The 18,034-nt window shown below is 65.3% G+C and carries 19 protein-coding genes; 9 read left to right on the forward strand and 10 right to left on the reverse strand.

Going from position 1 to position 18,034, the window contains the following annotated elements; genetic code table 11:
• Positions 1–70 precede the first annotated feature (70 nt).
• Together LRC39_RS21140 and LRC39_RS21145 are read left to right on the forward strand one after the other, a co-directional pair.
• The gene (locus LRC39_RS21140) at positions 71–2,266 is read left to right on the forward strand and encodes a L,D-transpeptidase family protein (protein ID WP_346295544.1); all 2,196 of its coding nucleotides are present in this window, start codon (positions 71–73) and stop codon (positions 2,264–2,266) included.
• 320 nt (positions 2,267–2,586) lie between these two features.
• Positions 2,587–4,224, forward strand: coding sequence for a DUF882 domain-containing protein (locus LRC39_RS21145; RefSeq protein ID WP_346295545.1), 1,638 nt, complete (start codon positions 2,587–2,589; stop codon positions 4,222–4,224).
• Positions 4,225–4,353: 129 nt separating this feature from the next.
• Here LRC39_RS21145 and LRC39_RS21150 read toward each other — a convergent pair whose 3' ends face one another.
• Both LRC39_RS21150 and LRC39_RS21155 read right to left on the reverse strand, forming a co-directional pair.
• Positions 4,354–4,626, reverse strand: coding sequence for a DUF2312 domain-containing protein (locus LRC39_RS21150; RefSeq protein ID WP_012497443.1), 273 nt, complete (start codon positions 4,624–4,626; stop codon positions 4,354–4,356).
• Between the two features lie 186 nt (positions 4,627–4,812).
• Entirely contained in the window at positions 4,813–5,112 is a 300-nt protein-coding gene (locus LRC39_RS21155; protein ID WP_263989531.1) for a DUF1244 domain-containing protein, read from the reverse strand.
• 189 nt (positions 5,113–5,301) lie between these two features.
• Between LRC39_RS21155 and LRC39_RS21160 the strand changes: the two genes are divergently transcribed.
• Positions 5,302–5,886 carry a DUF1036 domain-containing protein gene (locus LRC39_RS21160; RefSeq protein WP_107356783.1) on the forward strand — a complete coding sequence of 195 codons (585 nt, stop codon included), beginning with the start codon at positions 5,302–5,304 and terminating at the stop codon, positions 5,884–5,886.
• Positions 5,883–7,316 carry a pyruvate kinase gene (pyk, locus tag LRC39_RS21165; protein ID WP_107356784.1) on the forward strand — a complete coding sequence of 478 codons (1,434 nt, stop codon included), beginning with the start codon at positions 5,883–5,885 and terminating at the stop codon, positions 7,314–7,316. Before LRC39_RS21160 ends, pyk begins: the two co-directional genes overlap by 4 nt.
• 239 nt (positions 7,317–7,555) lie before the next feature.
• On the opposite strand, the gene LRC39_RS21170 is transcribed toward pyk, so the two are convergent.
• Entirely contained in the window at positions 7,556–7,993 is a 438-nt protein-coding gene (locus LRC39_RS21170; protein WP_346295546.1) for a type II toxin-antitoxin system HicB family antitoxin, read from the reverse strand.
• 35 nt (positions 7,994–8,028) lie between these two features.
• On the reverse strand, positions 8,029–8,229 hold the full coding sequence (locus LRC39_RS21175) for a hypothetical protein (protein ID WP_164604519.1): 201 nt from the start codon (positions 8,227–8,229) through the stop codon (positions 8,029–8,031).
• A gap of 371 nt (positions 8,230–8,600) precedes the next feature.
• On the opposite strand from LRC39_RS21175, the gene LRC39_RS21180 reads away from it, so the two are divergent.
• Positions 8,601–9,560 (forward strand): IS110 family transposase, encoded by a 960-nt coding sequence (locus LRC39_RS21180; RefSeq protein WP_346295168.1) that lies wholly within the window; start codon positions 8,601–8,603, stop codon positions 9,558–9,560.
• 67 nt (positions 9,561–9,627) lie between these two features.
• Here the strand turns inward: LRC39_RS21180 and LRC39_RS21185 are convergent, their stop codons facing one another.
• The 3 genes from LRC39_RS21185 to ykgO form a co-directional block, all read right to left on the reverse strand.
• The gene (locus LRC39_RS21185) at positions 9,628–10,056 is read right to left on the reverse strand and encodes an OsmC family protein (RefSeq protein WP_346295547.1); all 429 of its coding nucleotides are present in this window, start codon (positions 10,054–10,056) and stop codon (positions 9,628–9,630) included.
• A gap of 123 nt (positions 10,057–10,179) precedes the next feature.
• Positions 10,180–10,842 (reverse strand): tetratricopeptide repeat protein, encoded by a 663-nt coding sequence (locus tag LRC39_RS21190; protein WP_346295548.1) that lies wholly within the window; start codon positions 10,840–10,842, stop codon positions 10,180–10,182.
• A gap of 95 nt (positions 10,843–10,937) precedes the next feature.
• On the reverse strand, positions 10,938–11,063 hold the full coding sequence (gene ykgO / locus LRC39_RS21195; protein WP_011159732.1) for a type B 50S ribosomal protein L36: 126 nt from the start codon (positions 11,061–11,063) through the stop codon (positions 10,938–10,940).
• Between the two features lie 310 nt (positions 11,064–11,373).
• On the opposite strand from ykgO, the gene LRC39_RS21200 reads away from it, so the two are divergent.
• From LRC39_RS21200 to LRC39_RS21210, 3 genes are all read left to right on the forward strand, one after another.
• Positions 11,374–12,243 (forward strand): amidohydrolase family protein, encoded by an 870-nt coding sequence (locus tag LRC39_RS21200; RefSeq protein WP_346295549.1) that lies wholly within the window; start codon positions 11,374–11,376, stop codon positions 12,241–12,243.
• A 141-nt stretch (positions 12,244–12,384) separates the two neighbouring features.
• Positions 12,385–13,125, forward strand: coding sequence for a haloacid dehalogenase type II (locus LRC39_RS21205; RefSeq protein WP_346295550.1), 741 nt, complete (start codon positions 12,385–12,387; stop codon positions 13,123–13,125).
• Between the two features lie 75 nt (positions 13,126–13,200).
• Positions 13,201–13,683, forward strand: a complete 483-nt coding sequence (locus tag LRC39_RS21210; protein WP_346295551.1) for a YbaK/EbsC family protein — start codon at positions 13,201–13,203, stop codon at positions 13,681–13,683.
• A 72-nt stretch (positions 13,684–13,755) separates the two neighbouring features.
• On the opposite strand, the gene LRC39_RS21215 is transcribed toward LRC39_RS21210, so the two are convergent.
• The 3 genes from LRC39_RS21215 to LRC39_RS21225 form a co-directional block, all read right to left on the reverse strand.
• Entirely contained in the window at positions 13,756–14,046 is a 291-nt protein-coding gene (locus LRC39_RS21215) for a hypothetical protein (RefSeq protein WP_107356790.1), read from the reverse strand.
• Positions 14,047–14,219: 173 nt separating this feature from the next.
• On the reverse strand, positions 14,220–15,545 hold the full coding sequence (locus tag LRC39_RS21220; protein WP_346295552.1) for a methyl-accepting chemotaxis protein: 1,326 nt from the start codon (positions 15,543–15,545) through the stop codon (positions 14,220–14,222).
• The gene (locus tag LRC39_RS21225; RefSeq protein WP_346295553.1) at positions 15,520–16,041 is read right to left on the reverse strand and encodes a PAS domain-containing protein; all 522 of its coding nucleotides are present in this window, start codon (positions 16,039–16,041) and stop codon (positions 15,520–15,522) included. The genes LRC39_RS21220 and LRC39_RS21225 overlap by 26 nt, the downstream gene beginning before the upstream one ends.
• A gap of 552 nt (positions 16,042–16,593) precedes the next feature.
• Between LRC39_RS21225 and LRC39_RS21230 the strand changes: the two genes are divergently transcribed.
• A complete protein-coding gene (locus tag LRC39_RS21230; protein WP_346295554.1) occupies positions 16,594–17,955 on the forward strand; it encodes a lipopolysaccharide biosynthesis protein in 1,362 nt (453 codons plus the stop codon).
• Positions 17,956–18,034: the final 79 nt, after the last annotated feature.

The raw sequence follows: 18,034 nt of genomic DNA on the forward strand, positions 1-18,034 counted from the left end.
CCCTGACACTCAAGAACCGAACTGCAAGTCACGAACTGCCGGCCGGGCAGCTTTCCCAAGGGGTAGACGAATGCGAGATCACTCGACTGGACGCCGCGGTTTTGAAGGCGTGCTGATGGCCGTCGCGGCGACCTTCCTCACCGTGTCAGCGACCTCCGTCCTGGCGCAGTCGCCGACGCGGTCGCCCGCGGATCTCGCGATCGATGCCGCCGTCCCGGTGCCGAGCCCGGTCGATCTGCCGCCGCCCTCGGTCGGTGACTTCAAGCCCGAGCCCCCCGCCGCCAAACCCGACGCCCCCGCCAAGCCCGACATTGCTGCCGCTCCGGCACCTGCCGAACCCGCCAAGGACATTGCCGCGACCCCGGCGCCGGCTGCACCCGAGCCGAGCAAAGACACCGCGGCAACTGCGCCCGCAGCCGAGCCGAAGACGGAAGCTCCGGCGGCGACCGCCACCGCTCCTGCCGCCGTCCCCGCCGCGCCGGCGACCGACCAGGCAACGACCACCAAGCCGGCCGAACCGCAGAAGCCCGCCAGCACGGTTGCGTCGGCCGACCAGCCGGTGGCCGACCAGCTTCGCGATCTGCTCGCCAAGAGCGCGGCGCGCTACTTCGATCGCAAGGCCGAGCGCAGCGCGGTCGAGAAGTTCTACGAGACCCGCGATTACGCGCCGGTGTGGACCAAGGCCGGCGCGCTGACTGCGCAGGCCAAGGGTGTGATCGCGCGGCTGAAGGACGCCGCCGCCGACGGCCTCGATCCGGACGACTATCCGGTGCCGAGCTTCAGCGCCGCGACCTCGCCCGAGGCGCTCGCCGAAGCCGAGCTGCGGCTGACCGAGAGCATGATGGACTATGCGCGTCAGGCGCAGAGTGGCCGGATGCACTGGTCGCAGGTGTCGGCCGACATCCAGTATCCGGAACACCCGATCGATCCAGCCCAGGTGCTGGCGAAGGTCACCACCGCGGCCGATGCGTCCGCGGCGCTCGACAGCTACAACCCGCCGCACAAGCTGTATCGCGAGCTGAAGAAGAAGCTCGCCGAGCTGCGCGGCGAAGGCGACAAGCCGGTGATCAAAATCGCCGACGGCGAGACGCTGCGCTATCAGCCGGCCCGCAAGAAGCGCGCCGAAGTGAAGATGGACGATCCGCGCGTGCCGCAGCTGCGCGCCCGCCTCGGTGTCAGCGAAAATCCGGAGAGCACCACCTACGACGCGACGGTCGCCGCGGCGGTGCGGAAATTCCAGGATCACGCCGACCTCAAGGCGACCGGCGTGCTCGACGAGCGCACCGTGAAGGCGCTGAACACCCCGAAGCGTGACCGCACCATCGACACCATCATCGTCAACATGGAGCGCTGGCGCTGGCTGCCGCGCGATCTCGGCGCGCCGTCGCTCGGCGATGCCTATGTGATCCTCAACATTCCGGACTACACGCTGAAAGTGATGCAGCACGGCGCCGAAGTTTGGACGACCCGCGTCGTCACCGGCAAGCCGGGCAAGCACGCCACCCCGCTGCTGACGGAGACGATGAAGTACATCACCGTCAACCCGACCTGGAACGTGCCGCCGTCGATCATCTACAACGAGTATCTGCCGGCGCTGCAGCAGGATCCGACCGTGCTCGATCGCATGGGTCTGAAGCTCGAGCGCAATCGCGACGGCTCGATCCATATTTCGCAGCCGCCGGGCGAAGCCAACGCCCTCGGCCGCATCCGCTTCAACTTCCCGAACAAGTTCCTGGTGTATCAGCACGACACCCCGGACAAGAACCTGTTCGCCCGCGAAGAGCGCGCTTTCAGCCACGGCTGCATGCGGGTGCAGAACCCGGACGTGTACGCGTCGACGCTGCTGAACATCGCGATGCCGGAGAAGGACTACACCCCGGCCAAGGTCCGGGCGATGTACGGCCGCAGCGAAGTCGATCTGAAGTTCCCGACTCCGATTCCGGTCAACATCACGTATCAGACCGCATTCGTTGACGACGCCGGCAAGCTGCAGCTCCGCAAGGACGTGTACGGCCGCGACGCGACGATGCTGGCGCTGCTGAAGAACGACAAGGGCAAGAATCTCGAAGCGGTGGTGGCCCACGCCCAGCCGAACTACAGCCGCCCGACCAAGCTACCCGACGGTGTCAGCGTTGCCGGCGACTACACCGGTTCGTCGGGAGCTTCCTCAAGCCCGTTCTCGTTCCTGGAGAACCTGTTCGGCGGCCCGCAGCCGCGTCAGCAGCAGCCGGCTCAGCGCAATCAGCGCCGGGTTTACGCCCGCTGATCAGTAACCGCGCCCCCTTCGGACGCGAAAAGTAGTTGAATGTTATCAAGGGCTCGCCGCGAGGCGGGCCCTTGTTTGTTAACTCACATTAACCATCCTCCATCTAGATTGCGGCACCGGGCTCGATTTCGCCATAGTCAGAGGGTTAAGGTTGATGATCGACTTGGGGTCACGGACGCCGTTTCCGGATCGCTAACTTCGGTAACGGCACGTCGCCCTGCCACGCTGACTTGGGGTTCGCGGGCAGGGTTTGTTGGTCGACCATTGGTGGGGCTGTTTTCGTGCTGGCTGCACTTTCGCGCCGTCTCAAATCACTGTCGATGCCCAGGGCCGGTTACGGCGCCGTACTGACGACGGCATTGCTGCTGGCGGGCGCCGGCTCGGTCCACGACGCATCCGCGGTCGGCGACAGCCGGACCCTGTCGTTCCATCACACCCATTCGGGCGAAAGCCTCACCGTCACCTTCAAGCGCAGCGGCCGTTACGACGAAGACGCGCTGAAGCAGCTCAATCATTTCCTGCGCGACTGGCGGTCCCAGGAACAGACCGTGATGGACCGCCAACTGTTCGACATCCTGTGGGAAGTGTACCGGGACGTCGACGCCAAACAGCCGATCCAGATCATCTCCGCCTACCGCTCCCCTGCCACCAACGCCATGCTGCGCCGCCGCTCCTCGGGTGTGGCGCGCCACAGCCAGCACATGCAGGGCCACGCGATGGACTTCTTCATCCCGGGCGTGGCGCTGGAGCAGATCAGGTTCGCCGGCCTGCGGCTGCAGCGCGGCGGCGTCGGGTTCTATCCGACCTCCGGGTCGCCCTTCGTCCATCTCGATACCGGCGGTATCCGGCACTGGCCGCGGATGACCCCCGACCAGCTTGCCCGCGTCTTCCCGGACGGCCGCACCGTCCACATCCCGTCCAACGGCAAGCCGCTGCGTGGCTACGAGCTGGCGCTGGCGGACATCGAGAAGCGCCGCGACGGCAGCACAGTGGCCCCGGCCAAGAGCAACTTCCTGGCCGCGCTGTTCGGCGGCAAGTCGCGTGACGACGAGGACGAAACCGCCGCGACGGCGGCACCGTCCGGTGCCAAGCCGATGGCCGACATCAAGGTCGCGGCTGCCGATGCGGTTGCGGCGGCGGCCGGGGTCAAGCCGGCCGACGTCGGCTCCAGCGATCCGGTTCCGATGCCGCGCGCCAAGCCCGCCGGCGCCATCCAGCTCGCCTCCGCCGGCGACGTCGTACTGCCGGCGCCGCGCCCGGCCCAAGCTGCCAAGGCAGAGGCCGCCAAGGCCGAGGCCAAGACTGCGGAGCCGAAGACGTCAGACTCGAAGACCGCCGACGCCAAGCCGCAGAGCCCGGCCGACATCATCAACGCCCGCGGGTTCTGGGACGACATTCCGGTGGCGCCGAAGCAGGCGAGCCCGGCCCAGGTCGCCGCCATCAGCGCCCGCCAAGCACTGGCCGCCGCCGACAAATCCGAACAGGCCGCCGCGATGAATGCGCTGGCCTACGCGCCGATGGCGCAGGACAATTCCTCCCAGCACGCCCAGACCCGCCATCCGCATGTCGTCACCGCCAGCGCCCCGCTGCCGCCGACGCGCGCCTCGCTGCAGCGGCACGCCGCGGTATCGGGCAAGGTCGACAGTGTGATCGGCAAGTCGTCCGGTCAGGGCAAGACGGTGATCGCAACCTCGGCGCGTCTCGCCGCCGCCGGCAGCCGCGACAACGACGTCTGGATCCGCGCCATGATCCTGATGCCGCGGGCGATGCACACCGCCGCCACCGTGATCGGCGATCCCGACATGACGTTGCTGAGCGGCTATCTGGCCAAGCCCGAGGCGACACTGGCCACCAGCTTCGCCGACGATCCGCAGCCGGGCCTCTATGCCGACGCCTTCAGCGGATCGGCGGTGGCGACGTTGACCACCACGGCATTCCCGGGCGACGCGTCGCGCTGACCTCTGCGGCAGGATCTGATTTGAAAAAGAAATGCCCGTGCTGGTCCCGGGCATTTTTGTTTTTGGCGCCTCACCAGATCGGCAGCCATTGCGGGCCGATCCGGCAGCGGCAACAGACCAAACCCGGTCTCAGAGCATCCCGAGCGCCTGCATGTAGGTTTCCAGGATGGTCTCCTGCTCGGCGCGTTCGTTGGCGTCCTGCTTGCGCATGCGGACGATGGTGCGCAGCGCCTTGACGTCGAAGCCGTTGCCCTTGGCCTCCGCATAGACGTCGCGGATGTCGTCGGAGATCGTCTTCTTCTCTTCCTCGAGACGTTCGATCCGCTCGATGATCGCCCGAAGCTGGTCCTTTGCGAAATTGGTCGCGGGATCCTCTTGGACGGCGGCAGCGGAGGTAGCCATCGTGCACTCCTGGCAGATAATGATTGGAAAAAGCGGCGGGGCGGTCGCCTCGCGCGCCGCATCTGCGCCGGACACTCTTCGCCGCGGCGCCTCCCGTCAAGGGGCATCACGCCCATCCACAGCGACCCACAGCGGAAATCGCCGGCGCCGAAATTGCGCCTTGATGCGCGGCGTGCCGGCGCCGCGTCAGTGACTGTGCGGGTGAGATTTCTTGAACGCTTCGACCTGGTCCGGCGTGGCAGCGCTCTGGTACTTCGCCTTCCAGGTTTCGTACGGCATGCCGTACACTGCCTCGCGGCTCTCGTCCCGGCTCAGTTCAACGCCTTGCGCGTCGGCAGCGTCCTTCAGCCAGTTCGACAGACAGTTGCGACAGAACCCGGCGAGATTCATCAGGTCGATGTTCTGGACGTCGGTGCGTTCGCGCAGATGCGCCACCAGACGGCGAAACGCCGCCGCTTCCAGTTCGGTCCGGGTGCTGTCGTCCATGCGGTCACCTTTGCTCGGGCTTGCGGTCTTCCCCAGATGGGGACGGGCTGAGATTTTGCCACATCTGGGGGGTACAGCCGACTCCGCCGCGCGGCGAGCCCGCTGCGGCCAGCCCGCCGCGGCGGCGCCGCCGTTGACAGGCCGCCCCTGTCACGCGAAATCATCAGCAAATTGGTATAGCTTGGCTGCATGATCATCACAGATTCCCTCCCCTTCCGGCATATCTGGGCCCGGCCCGCTGCCGCCGCGACGGCGGCGCTGGCCTTTGGCGTGCTGCTGTGCGGCAGCGCTCCGGCCGCCGCCGACTTCCGGCTGTGCAACAACACCTCGAGCCGGGTGGGAATCGCGCTGGGCTACAAGGACGTCGACGGCTGGACCACCGAGGGCTGGTGGAACGTGTCGTCGCGAAGCTGCGAGACGCTGCTGCGCGGCGCTCTGGTGGCGCGCTACTACTACATCTACGCGCTCGATTACGACCGCGGCGGCGAGTGGTCGGGTCAGGCCTTCATGTGCTCGCGCGACAAGGAATTCACCATCAAGGGGACCGAGAACTGCTTGGCGCGCGGCTTCGACCGCACCGGCTTCTTCGAGGTCGACACCGGCGAGCAGCGGGCCTGGACCGTGCAATTGACTGAAAGTAACGAACAGAACATGCAGAAGCTGCCGGGAATGCCCGGGGCGCCGGGGACCGGCTTGCCGGGTATTCCTCCGTCGCCGGGCCGCACCGCCCCCGCCACGCCTGGCAATCCAGGCGAGGCCGGGACCAAGCCATGAGACGCCTGCGCCGGATCAAGATCCTCGCCACGCTCGGCCCCGCCTCTTCCGACAGCGCGATGATCCGCAAGCTGTTCGAGGCCGGTGCCGACGTGTTCCGGATCAACATGAGCCACACCCCGCACGACAAGATGCGGGAGCTGGTGAAGACCATCCGTAACGTCGAGAGCAGCTACGGACGCCCGATCGGCATCCTGGTCGATCTGCAGGGGCCGAAGCTGCGCCTCGGCTCGTTCGCCAACGGGCCGATCCAGCTCAACAACGGCTCGAACTTCGTCCTCGACTCGATCAAGGAGCCGGGCGACGAGACGCGGGTGTATCTGCCGCATCCGGAGATCCTGGCGGCCCTCAAGGTCGGTGACGCACTGCTGCTCGACGATGGCAAGGTGCGCTTGATCTGCGAAGAGACCGTGGGCGATCGCGCGGTGACCCGCGTGGTGATCGGCGGCAAGATGAGCGACCGCAAGGGCGTCAGCCTGCCCGACACCGATCTGCCGATGTCGGCAATGACCAACAAGGACCGCGCCGACCTCGAAGCGGCGTGCGAGACCGGCATCGACTGGGTGGCGCTGAGTTTCGTGCAGCGCGCCGAGGACGTCGTCGAAGCCAAGCGGATGATCCGCGGCCGCGCCGCCGTGATGGCCAAGATCGAGAAGCCGCAGGCGATCGACCGGCTGCAGGACATTCTCGATGTGTCCGACGCGCTGATGGTGGCGCGCGGCGACCTCGGCGTCGAGATGCCGCTCGAGCGGGTGCCGTCGCTCCAAAAGCAAATGACCCGCATGGCACGGCGCGCCGGCAAGCCGGTGGTGGTCGCAACCCAGATGCTGGAATCGATGATCTCCAGCCCGGTGCCGACCCGCGCCGAAGTCTCCGACGTCGCGACCGCGGTGTATGAAGGCGCCGACGCGATCATGCTGTCGGCGGAATCCGCCGCCGGCAAATATCCGGTCGAAGCGGTGTCGACGATGAACCGCATCGGCGAAGAAGTTGAGCGCGACGTCACCTATCGCACCGTGGTGACAGCGCAGCGCCCCGATCCGGAAGCGACCGCCGGCGACGCCATCGCCGGCGCCGCCCGGCAGATCGCTGAAACGCTCGACCTGTCTGCGATCATCTGCTGGACTTCGTCGGGCTCGACGGCACTGCGGGTCGCACGTGAGCGGCCGAAGGTGCCGGTGGTGGCAATCACGCCGAGCATCAGCACCGGGCGGAAGCTGTCGGCGGTGTGGGGCGTGCATTGCGTCGTCGCCGAAGACGCCAAGGATCAGGACGACATGGTCGAGCGCGCCGGCCGCATCGCTTTCCGCGACGGCTTCGCCAAGTCCGGCCAGCGCGTCATCATCGTCGCCGGCGTCCCGCTCGGCACCCCCGGCGCCACCAACATGGTCCGCATCGCCTATGTCGGACCGAGCGACGCGGACGTGTGAAACGGCGCGGAAAGGAAAGCCCTCGCTCGTTCAACCTCACGTTCGTCATTCCGGGGCGCGCGTAGCGCGAGCCCGGAATCCATAACCACCGAATGAGTTGTTACGCCATTCACCCTCGTCCTCGTGCTTTACACCTTGCACAGAGCATATGGATTCCGCTCACGTCGTGAGCGCCCTGGAAGGACAAGCGAGAGGCTTGCGTCGGGGCTGGTCGCCTGTGTTCAGCAGAGAGCCACAGATCAGGCAGCCTCTTCGACTCCGATGACTAGCCGCTTGCCGAGCGCACGTAACGCTTCGACCATTGCCGGCAACTTGGTCGGGTGCCGTGGATCGAGGATTCGGCGAACCTCCTTCTCGTCTTTGCCCATCCGGCGCGCGAATTCGCTTTTGTTGATCCCTGCCTCCGCGAAGGCCTCCAGGACTGCTAGTTTCGCAGCTACCTCGGGGGCAACTGCGATCATGACAAGGCCCCTGGTCCTGGTCTTTGCTTTCGGCAGCGGGAGACCGCGTTGTGGATAGCTCAGCAGCGCCAGACCGAGAGCTTCCTCCGCCTGCGCGCGGGCGTCAGCCATGTCGTCACCCTGAGTGATCGCCTCGGGTACATCGGGAAAACTCACCACGACGACGCCGCGCCGATCGCCCGGCTCGAATTCTGCCGCGTAGGCGTAGGTTTTCATCGGCAAATCCTCATTCGGTGGCCATAGTCGGCAGATTAGTCTGCAAGACCCAGATGCTTTCGAATCTTCCTCGCGGTCTTGGGATCGATCTCTCGACTCGGCAATGTCGTCAGGCGATCGCCGACGAACACCATCGCGTGACCGCCTTTGCCCTTGCGGTAGTCGACGCGAAAGCGCAGCCCGCGAGCCTGGGCCTCTTCCCGCAACTCCGCGATGAACCGATCACGCTTGTCCATGCCGAGACCTCGACAGGACCAATGTCGGACATTTTTGTCCGGTTGTCAAAATTGCGGGTAGCCGTGTCGTTCCGGGGAGCGCGAAGCGCAAACCCGGAACCTCAAGATGGTGTGGGCCCCGAGGTGCAACAACCTCTGGATTCCTGTATCTGCGAGGTGCTGGTGCATAGTCAGCACGACGGAGGCCGCTCGGTAGATTCCTGTATCTGCGAGGTGCTGGTGCATAGTCAGCACGACGGAGGCCGCTCGGTAGATTCCCGGCCGATCATCTCGCCGTAACCCGGTGCGGGCGCCTCTGTCGGTGTTGCTTGATCGAACAGTCGCCCGGGCATTGCCGTTGCGGTGATCGCCCGCATACAGGACCGATGCCCATGACGATTGCAGTGCCGCTTGCGGTTGCGGCCGGCGTCGATGCCGGCCAACGTTTCCTCGATGTCGCGCTGGCTCCGTCGGGCCAGACCTTCCGGATGCCTAATCTGGCCGATGGCATCGCCGAGATCATCGCCCGCCTCGAACGCTCCGGCGTCAGGCGGGTGGTTCTGGAGGCGATCGGTCCCTATGCCGAACCGCTGGTCAAAGCGCTTTCGGTCGCCGGCTTCGAAGTCGGCATCGTCAATCCGCGCCGGATCAAGGCGTTCCGCGAGGCCGAAGGCGGTCGCGCCAAGACCGACAGGCTGGACGCGCGACTGATTGCGCGCTTCGCTCTCACTATGCCCGAGACCCTGCGCCCCCTGCCGACCGACACCCAACTCGAGCTGAAGGCGTTGTCGCTCCGACGCCGCCAGCTCACCGAGATGATCGCGATGGAGAAGACCCGGATGAAGCAGGTCCGCGGCACGCTCCTGCTCGATAGTCATCGGGCCGCGATCGCCGCGTTGTCGGCGCAGTGCCAAGCCATCGAGGCCGAACTCGCCAGGCGCATCGGCGACGACGCCGAACTCCGCCGCGTCCTTCACATCCTCAAATCGATCCCCGGCATCGGCGAACGGGTGGCTACGCTCCTCATCACCGACCTACCCGAACTCGGCCAGCGCGATCGCAAGGCCATCGCCAGCCTCGCAGGGCTCGCGCCCCACGTCAGCCAATCCGGCGCAGCGCCGCCTCGCGCCGCCATCGCCGGCGGACGTCCTTGCGTTCGCGCCGCCCTCTACATGGCCGCCCTGGTCGCCGCCCGCCACCACCCCAAGCTCCGCGACGACTACAACGCCCTTCGCCTGCAAGGAAAACCCGGAAAGGTCGCGCTCATCGCAATCGCCCGAAAACTGCTCGTCACAGCCAACGCACTCGTCAAAGCCGACACGCCATATCAAGGTAAGACCCTTGACACATGAGACAGTCGCCGGGTTCGCTCGCTTCGCGAGCGCCCCGGAATGACAGGGAAATCGGCGCGTCAGCTCATCAGCTCACCAGCTTCGCATCCAGCGTGATCTTGGTGTTGAGCAGCTTCGAGACCGGACACCCGGCTTTGGCTTTGGCGGCGCAGTCCTGGAAGGTGGCGTCGTCGGCGCCGGGGATTTTGGCGGTCAGCGTCAGATGGATCGCGGTGATGGCGAAGCCGTCGTCCTGCTTCTCCAGCGTAACGTCCGCCTTGGTTTCCATCTGCTCGGCGGTGAGCTTGGCTTCGCCGAGGATCAGCGACAGCGCCATGGTGAAGCAGGCGGCGTGGGCGGCGCCGATCAGTTCCTCAGGATTCGAGCCGGGCTTGCCTTCGAACCGGCTGGCGAAGCCGTAGGGATAGTCGGACAGCGCGCCGCTCTTGGTCGAGATCGCGCCCTTGCCGTCCTTGATGCCGCCCTGCCACTTCGCCGAACCGGATGTCGTGCTCATTGGGATCTCCCGTGCTGATGTCGAATCGACCGCGCGGCACATCGTCCGTGCGGCGACGGTTGAGGTGGACCTTGGATGTGGGGTGGTTCGGCCGGATTCAAAGCGCGACGACGCAGAAGCGCGTCAGATGTCGCGGCCCTCGACCTTCTCCGACAGCGTCTTGACGAGGTCGGGCACCTTATCGAGATGCGGGTTGAGCGCGAGCGCCCTGCGGAACGCATCGAGCGCCCGTTTGTCGTCGCCGAGTTCCTGCATGATCATGCCGAGGCCGGCGAGCGCACCGAAATGCCGCGGCTCGCGCGCCAGCACCTGCTCGATGTCTTCGAGCGAATGCATGTAATCGTTCTGCAAATAGTAGATCGTCGCGCGCCGGTTCCAGCCTTCGACGTAATCCGGCTTCAGCTTGACCACGGCGTCGAGCAGCTTCAACGCGACGTCGAACTGCTTGGCATCCATCGCCACCTTCGAGCGCGCCATCAGCAGCGCTGTGGTGTCGCTGGTGGTCTGGCTCCACAGCGCCCAGATCCGCCCTTCGACATGTTTGGCGCTGGCCTCATCAGGCGCAGCCTTCAGGGCACCGAACAGGAAATCGAGGCCCTTGGTGCGGTCGGTCGGCACCCGCGGCAGTTTCTCCGGCGGTGCCGGCGGCTGCGCGAGGGGCTTCTCCAGCGGATGCTTCGGTCCGTCGGGGGCCTGGGCTCGCACGCCCTCAGGCATACCCAGCGCCAACGCCGCAAGAGCCAAGGCGAAGAGGCCGAACCGAAAATGTCGAGGAGCGAACGCCATTGCGGTAGTCTAGACACGACAAAGCGCGCTGCAAAGCAGCGCGCGCGTCACAGCGGCGTGAGATCGAGGCGCGGGCCGCGAGCGGCCCGGCGCAATCAGCCCTGGCGGGCCTTGAACCGACGCTGGGTCTTGTTGATGACGTAGAGCCGGCCCTTACGGCGCACCAGGCGGTTTTCGCGATGGCGGGTGAGCAGCGACTTCAGCGAGTTACGGACCTTCATGGGTCTATCCTGACTGTTTGAAAGGCCGTGACAATTGGCCGAATACAAAACGATAACAGCCCGCCGGCGGAAGCCCGCCCGGGTCGGTGCTGTATCTATCCAGCGACTCCTGGCCTGTCAATCGATCCGCCGCCGGAACCGGCAGGCCGTTGCGGAAAACCAGCGCCGAGCCGGCGGCCACACCAAGGTAAGGCGCGAAATTCGCCGGACGCCGACGGTTTGGGCCGCTTCACAGCTCCTCAAAATAATTATACACCATAATCAATTCTCCGCCGCCAAGACGGCGAGAAATGCCCGAAGGAAACGCCCGATGCTGAATCCCGACGATCTTGTCGCTATCGACATCCATACCCACGCCGAAGAACCGTGCGGCTCCCACCCCGACGACGGCTACGACGACTTCCAGGCGCGGATGGCGGAGTATTTCGGCTCGCCGCACAAGCATCCGCCGACCGTCCAGGAAACCGCCGCGTATTATCGCTCCAAGAAGATCGCCGCGGTGATCTTCCCGGTCGACGCCGAACGTGAGACGGGTTTCCGCCGCTACAACAACGACGAGATGATCGAGATCGCGCGGCAGAATTCCGACGTGCTGATTCCGTTCGCCTCGATCGATCCGCACAAGGGCAAGCTCGGCGTGCGCGAAGCCCGGCGGCTGATCGCCGACTACGGCATCAAGGGCTTCAAATTCCACCCGACCATGCAGGGCTTCTATCCGAACGATCGGCTGGCTTATCCGCTGTACGAGGCGATCCAGGAAGGCGGCGCCATCGCGCTATTCCACACCGGCCAGACCGGTGTCGGCTCCGGCATGCCGGGCGGCATGGGTATGCGCCTGAAGTACTCCAACCCGATGTATATGGACGACGTCGCCGCCGACTTCCCGGATATGAAGATCATCCTGGCGCATCCCTCCTTCCCCTGGCAGGAGGAGGCACTGTCGGTCGCGACCCACAAGCCCAACGTCTATATTGACCTGTCGGGCTGGTCGCCGAAGTACTTCCCGCCGATCCTGGTGCGCTACATCAACTCGATTCTGCAGGACAAGATGCTGTTCGGCTCCGACTGGCCGGTGATCACCCCGGACCGTTGGCTGTCGGACTTCGCCAAGCTCGAGATCCGCGACGAAATCCGTCCGAAGGTGCTGAAGCAGAACGCCCGCAAGCTGCTGGGGATCTAGAACCATCCACCTTCGTCATTGCGAGCGAAGCGAAGCAATCCAGGAGTGCCGTGCACTGAGCCGTTGGATTGCTTCGTCGCTTCGCGCCTCGCAATGACGAAGAAAGGCTTCCTCACGGAAACAAACCGAGAGTTGTCCCCCATGCCGATCGCCGCCGTCGTGTTCGATGCCTATGGCACGCTGTACGACATCCAGTCGGTTGCGGCCGTCACCGAGCGGGAGTTTCCCGGCTATGGTGAGGTGATCACGCAGATCTGGCGGATCAAGCAGCTCGAATACACCTGGCTGCGCTCGCAAATGGGGACCTACGAGGACTTCGCCGTCGTCACCCGCGATTCGCTCGCCTACACGCTCGACTGTCTCGGCATTGAGGCCGGCGGCGGCGCGTTCGAGCGGATCTTCGCGAAATATCTCGATCTCGCGCTCTATCCCGAAGCCCTGTCGGCACTGGAGGTGCTTGCACCCTGCAAGCGTGCGATCCTGTCCAACGGCAGCCCCGATATGCTTGGCGCCCTCACCCGCAACACCGGCCTCCACCGCGTGCTCGACGACGTGATCAGCGTCGATGCCGCCAAGGTGTTCAAGCCGCATCCGCGCGCTTACGCGCTGGCCGAAGCGCGGCTCGGCGTGACGCCGCGCGAGATGTTGTTCGTGTCTTCCAATCCCTGGGACGTGGCGGGCGCGAAGGCATTCGGCTTCAACGTCGCCTGGATCGAGCGCATCAGCCGCGAGGCGATGGCGCGCGAACTGCGACGGCCTGGGCCGCTCTCGCCGCAGACGCTGTTCAAGGCGCTGCGCACCCAGATGGACGTGCTCGGCTTCGAGCCCGACCATCGCATCGGATCGCTGACGGCGCTGGCGGAGATCGTGGCCGGCCGCTGAGTTTGCGCCATCGCAGGCTTTGCGGCATATCGGCTGCTCAGTTGCCGGCACGAAGCGCCGGCCTCGAGGAGCCGCATGAGTCTGGAATCCGTCCGCGCCTGGTTCGCCCAACACGCCCCCGATATCGCCGTGGAAGAATCGACGATGAGCTCGGCCACCGTGCCGCTCGCGGCCGAAGCCCATGGCGTGCCACCGGCGCAGATTGCCAAGACACTGTCATTGCGCGTCGGCGAGCGTGTGGTGCTGATCGTCACCAGCGGGACGATGCGGCTCGACAATAAGAAGGCGAAGGCGCTGCTCGGCGGCAAGCCGAAGATGCTCGGCGTTCACGAGGTCGCCGATCTCACCGGCCACGAGGTCGGCGGCGTCTGTCCGTTTGGCCTGAAGGCGCCGCTGCCGATCTATTGTGACGTGTCGCTGAAGGCGTTCGATGTGGTCGTGCCGGCGGCGGGATCGACTCACAGCGCGGTGCGGATCGCCCCGCAGCGAATGGCCGAGCTGGTCGGCGCCGAATGGGTCGATGTCTGCGAGGACCGCAGCGAGCCGGCGCAGCCGTGAACACGACAACGGGGCCCGCGGGCCCCGTCAATGCTTGCATCAGTCATAAGACTCGGCGCCTGAGCGCGGCGATCACCAACGGCGCCAGCCGTAGTGGCGCCAGTACGGACGCGGCGGGCCATAATAGCGCGGGCCGTAGAACCGCGGACCGTAGTAGCCGTAAGCGCCGTAGTAGTTCGGGCGCCACCAACAGCGGCCCCAGGCGTTACAGACATAACGCACCTGATCGACCTGGGCGGATGGGCTGCCGGCAGCCTGCGCGGCGCCGGGAAGACCGTTCGGCATCGCCGCAGACGCGATGCCCGGCGCGAGCGCGACCGCGCTCAAAGCGGCTGCGGCAGCAACGGCGAGTTTCAAATTCATCGGACAACCTCCTTACGATCGAGAACCATCAGAACTGTCTCGAGCTTATGAAGTTGCAGCTGAACGGGCGCTGACGAGCGAGTTCATCTAGATGAACTCGTGTTAACCTGTGCGGCACAATTGGTTCGACGCAGCGCTTGATGGCGCTGCGCGCTCCTCAAGGCAACCTTCGCTCAAGCAGCCTTGCGCGGCTCCGCACCATCGCGATGAAGCGTCCGCAGGAAATCACGCACCGCGTCGCCGAGCGAGTGGGCCTGCTGCGCCAGCGTGCCCGACGCCGACAGCGTCACTTCGGCATGCTGCTCGGTCTCTGTGATGTTGCTACCGACGCCCTGGATATTGCCCGAGATGTCGCGGATGCCGGCGAACGCCTCTTCGATATTGCGCGCGACCTCGCCGGTCGCGGCGGTCTGCGCTTCGACCGCGAGCGCGACCTGATGGGTGATGTCGTCGACCTCGCCGATCGAACGGCCGATGCCGGAGATCGCATCGACGGCGGCGCGGGTGGTGTCCTGCACTTCGGCGATGCTGCGCGAGATATCGCGCGTGGCATTCGCGGTCTGCTCGGCGAGCGACTTCACCTCCTGCGCCACCACCGAGAAGCCGCGGCCGGCGTCACCGGCGCGTGCGGCCTCGATCGTGGCATTGAGCGCCAACAGATTGGTCTGGGATGCGATCTCTTCGATCAGCTGCACGATCGCGCCGATCCGTTCGGTGGCGGTCGACAGGCTGCCGACGGTGTCGCGGGCATGATCGGAGGCCGCCACCGCAGCCTGAGCGATCGAGGCCGAGCGGTTGACGCTGCTGAGAATCTCATTGGCCGAGGCGGTCAATTCGGCGGTCGCCGCCGCCACCGTCTCCATGTTGGTCGAGGCCTGCTCGCTGGCTGCCGACACCGCCAGGGTGCGATCGCGGGTCGCGATCACACCGCGGTTGAGGCTGGTCGCGGTCTCGCCCATGTTGCTGGAGGCGGCACCGACGGCATCGATCACCGTGCCGATCGCAGTCTCGAACTCGGCGGTGTTGGCGTTGAACGCCGCCACCCGCGTCTCGATCGCCTGCATCGCCTCGTTGATGGTGCGGCTGGCGATCAGCAGCGAGCCGCGCAGGCCCTGCGGCAGGATGTGCCGATAGTATTTGTCGTCGCGGATCGCCGCCATCGCGGCGCTGGACTCGCGCACGAACGCGTCGCAGCGGTCGATCATGTCGTTGAACCTGCTCTGCATTTGAAGCAGGCGGCCGCCGTCGCGATAGCCGATCAGCCGGGCCTCGAAATCGCCGTCGGCGATCCGGCCGCAGACCTCGTCGATCTGGGCCAGCATCCGGCGCAGCCGCAGCAGCATCGCTGCAACGCCAGCGGCGCCGAGCAGCGATACGCCGAGCCCGACCTGCGACAGCAGGAGCAAACCGAACACCACACCCGCCGCGGCAGCAAGCGAACCGACCACGGTGATGGCGAGACAGAGACCGGCCTTAGAGAGAGAAGACAAGTTGGTCATAGGAAATGTTCTTCGATCTGACGAAATCGATCATGTGCTGATAACCGGCCGCGAGTGCATCTTTGCCATTGCGGTGCCGGGCTTCCTGCGCCAGCAGCTCGGCATAGACGGGCTCCAGCGCGGCAACGACCCGGCGCTCCGGCACGCGGCGATTAGAGTGATAGCCGATCACCGTACCCTTGGAGTCGAAGGACGGCGTGACGTGGGCGAATACCCAATAATGATCGCCGTGCTTCGTCATGTTCTTGACGTAAGCGAAGATCTCGCGGCCGTCGGCGAGCGTGTCCCACAGCAACTTGAACACACAGCGTGGCATGTCGGGATGCCGCACAATCGAATGCGGCTGGCCCAGCAATTCGGCTTCGCTGTAGCCGCAGATGTCGGTGAACACGCGGTTGGCGTAGGTGATCCGACCCTTCAGGTCGGTTTTGGACACGATGATGTCGTCGGCGTCGAAGAATACTTCAACGCCCGTGGGCTTGACGGAAGAGGTCACGGCAAATTCCGGTTCAGCAGCTGAGAACGACTTGCACGGACACTCATGACGGCCCCGGTCCGGCCACGCAAAGCTACGAGTCAGGCCTTAATAGTTAGTTCGCTCAACCACTGACTACATCGCTATAAATCGACATTCGACGTCACCGTGTTGTTACTTAGCTGCTCACGAATTGGGCTGTGACAACTTGCGTTGTAGTGATTTTCCTGACGCGGCTCCTGAGCCCGCAATCTCAGCCTGCATCACGCATCTCGCTGCCTGCCAGCAAAGTGATCAGCAACGATTAGAAGCTTTCCAACGCGTATGAACAACTCGCCGTCATCGCACATCCAGGTGAGCACACACTCAGATCATTTGAGATGCCGCGGCAGGCTCACAACCTCATGCGCGCGCTGGCGCAAGGCCCGCAGTTGACTGCACACGTTGCGTATGGCGGCGCGGGGTGACGGCGTCCCTGCCACACCGAACCGAATCTTAACATTTGGTTGCTAGACGAGATCGACGCCGCGTCGCGCCCGACGCGGCCGGTTCGGGGAAACGCTTTTGGCTGTCATGGATTCTCCACCAGCAACGCCCCTGGCGGCGCTGAAAGCGCGCCTCACCGCTCTGTTCGGCGGTTCCAACGAAGCTTCGCTCACCAACCGGCTCGCCGGCACCATCTTCCTGATCCGTGTCGTCAGTGCCGGCCTCGCCTATGGGGCGCAGATCCTGCTGGCGCGCTGGATGGGCGGCTCGGATTACGGCATCTACGTCTATGTCTGGACCTGGGTGCTGTTGCTCGGATCGATGCTGGATTTCGGCATCTCCGCCTCGGCCCAGAAGATCATTCCGGAATATCGCGCGCGCGGCGAGCTCGACGGGCTGCGCGGCTTTCTGTCCGGCAGCCGTTGGGGCACGCTGGCGGCCTCGAGCGTGGTGTCGCTGCTGCTCGCGCTCCTGGTCTGGGCATTGGCGCCGCTGATCGGCGACGCCACCGTCGTGCCGCTGTATCTCGGTTGCCTGACGTTGCCGGCTTTTGTGGTCGCCAACACCCAGGACGGCATCGCCCGCTCGCACGACTGGATGCGGCTCGGGCTGATGCCGCAATTCATCATCCGGCAGGCGCTGATCATCGGCTTCACCGCCGGGCTGTTCGTGATCGGCTTCGAGCTCGGCGCGGTGGCCGCGATGGCGGCGAGCTGCGCGGCAGTGTGGATCGCGATGCTCGGACAGATGATCGCGCTCAACCGCCGGCTCGCCGGCCACGTCCCGCCCGGCCCGCGTGCCTACGACATCCGCGGCTGGCTCGCCACCTCACTGCCGATCCTGCTGGTCGAGAGCTTCTATCTGCTGTTGTCCTACACCGACGTGCTGGTGCTGCAGCAGTTCAGCACGCCCGAGGAAGTCGGTATCTACTATGCGGTGGTGAAGACGCTGGCGCTGGTGTCGTTCATTCACTACGCGATGTCGGCCACCACCGCGCATCGCTTCACCGAATACAACGCCGCCGGCGACAAAGTCCGATTGGCGGCGTATGTCCGCCACGCGATCGTGTGGACGTTCTGGCCGTCGCTGGTCGCAACGCTGGCGCTGCTGGCGCTCGGCGAACCGCTGCTGTGGCTGTTCGGGCCGCAATTCACGTCCGGCTACGGCATCATGTTCGTTGCGGCGATCGGCCTGATGGTCCGCGCCGCGATCGGGCCGGTGGAGCGGCTGCTCAACATGCTCGGCCACCAGCATGTCTGCGCGCTCGCTTACGCGCTGGCGTTCGCAGTCAATCTCGCGCTGTGCCTGATCCTGGTGCCCCGCTTCGGCGGCTACGGCGCCGCCGCCGCCACCTCCGCAGCCCTCACCTTCGAAACCGTGATGCTGTTCTGGATCGTCCGCAAACGCCTCGGCCTGCACGTGTTGGCGTTCGGCGCGAAGGCGCACTGAGACGACTTAAGGCTCTGTTCGAGGCAGTTCGGATATTGGCTGCGCATTGACATTTGTCTATACAAATGCCTATTTGGCT

The organism is Rhodopseudomonas sp. P1 (genome assembly GCF_039642825.1).
GTDB lineage: Bacteria > Pseudomonadota > Alphaproteobacteria > Rhizobiales > Xanthobacteraceae > Rhodopseudomonas > Rhodopseudomonas palustris_H.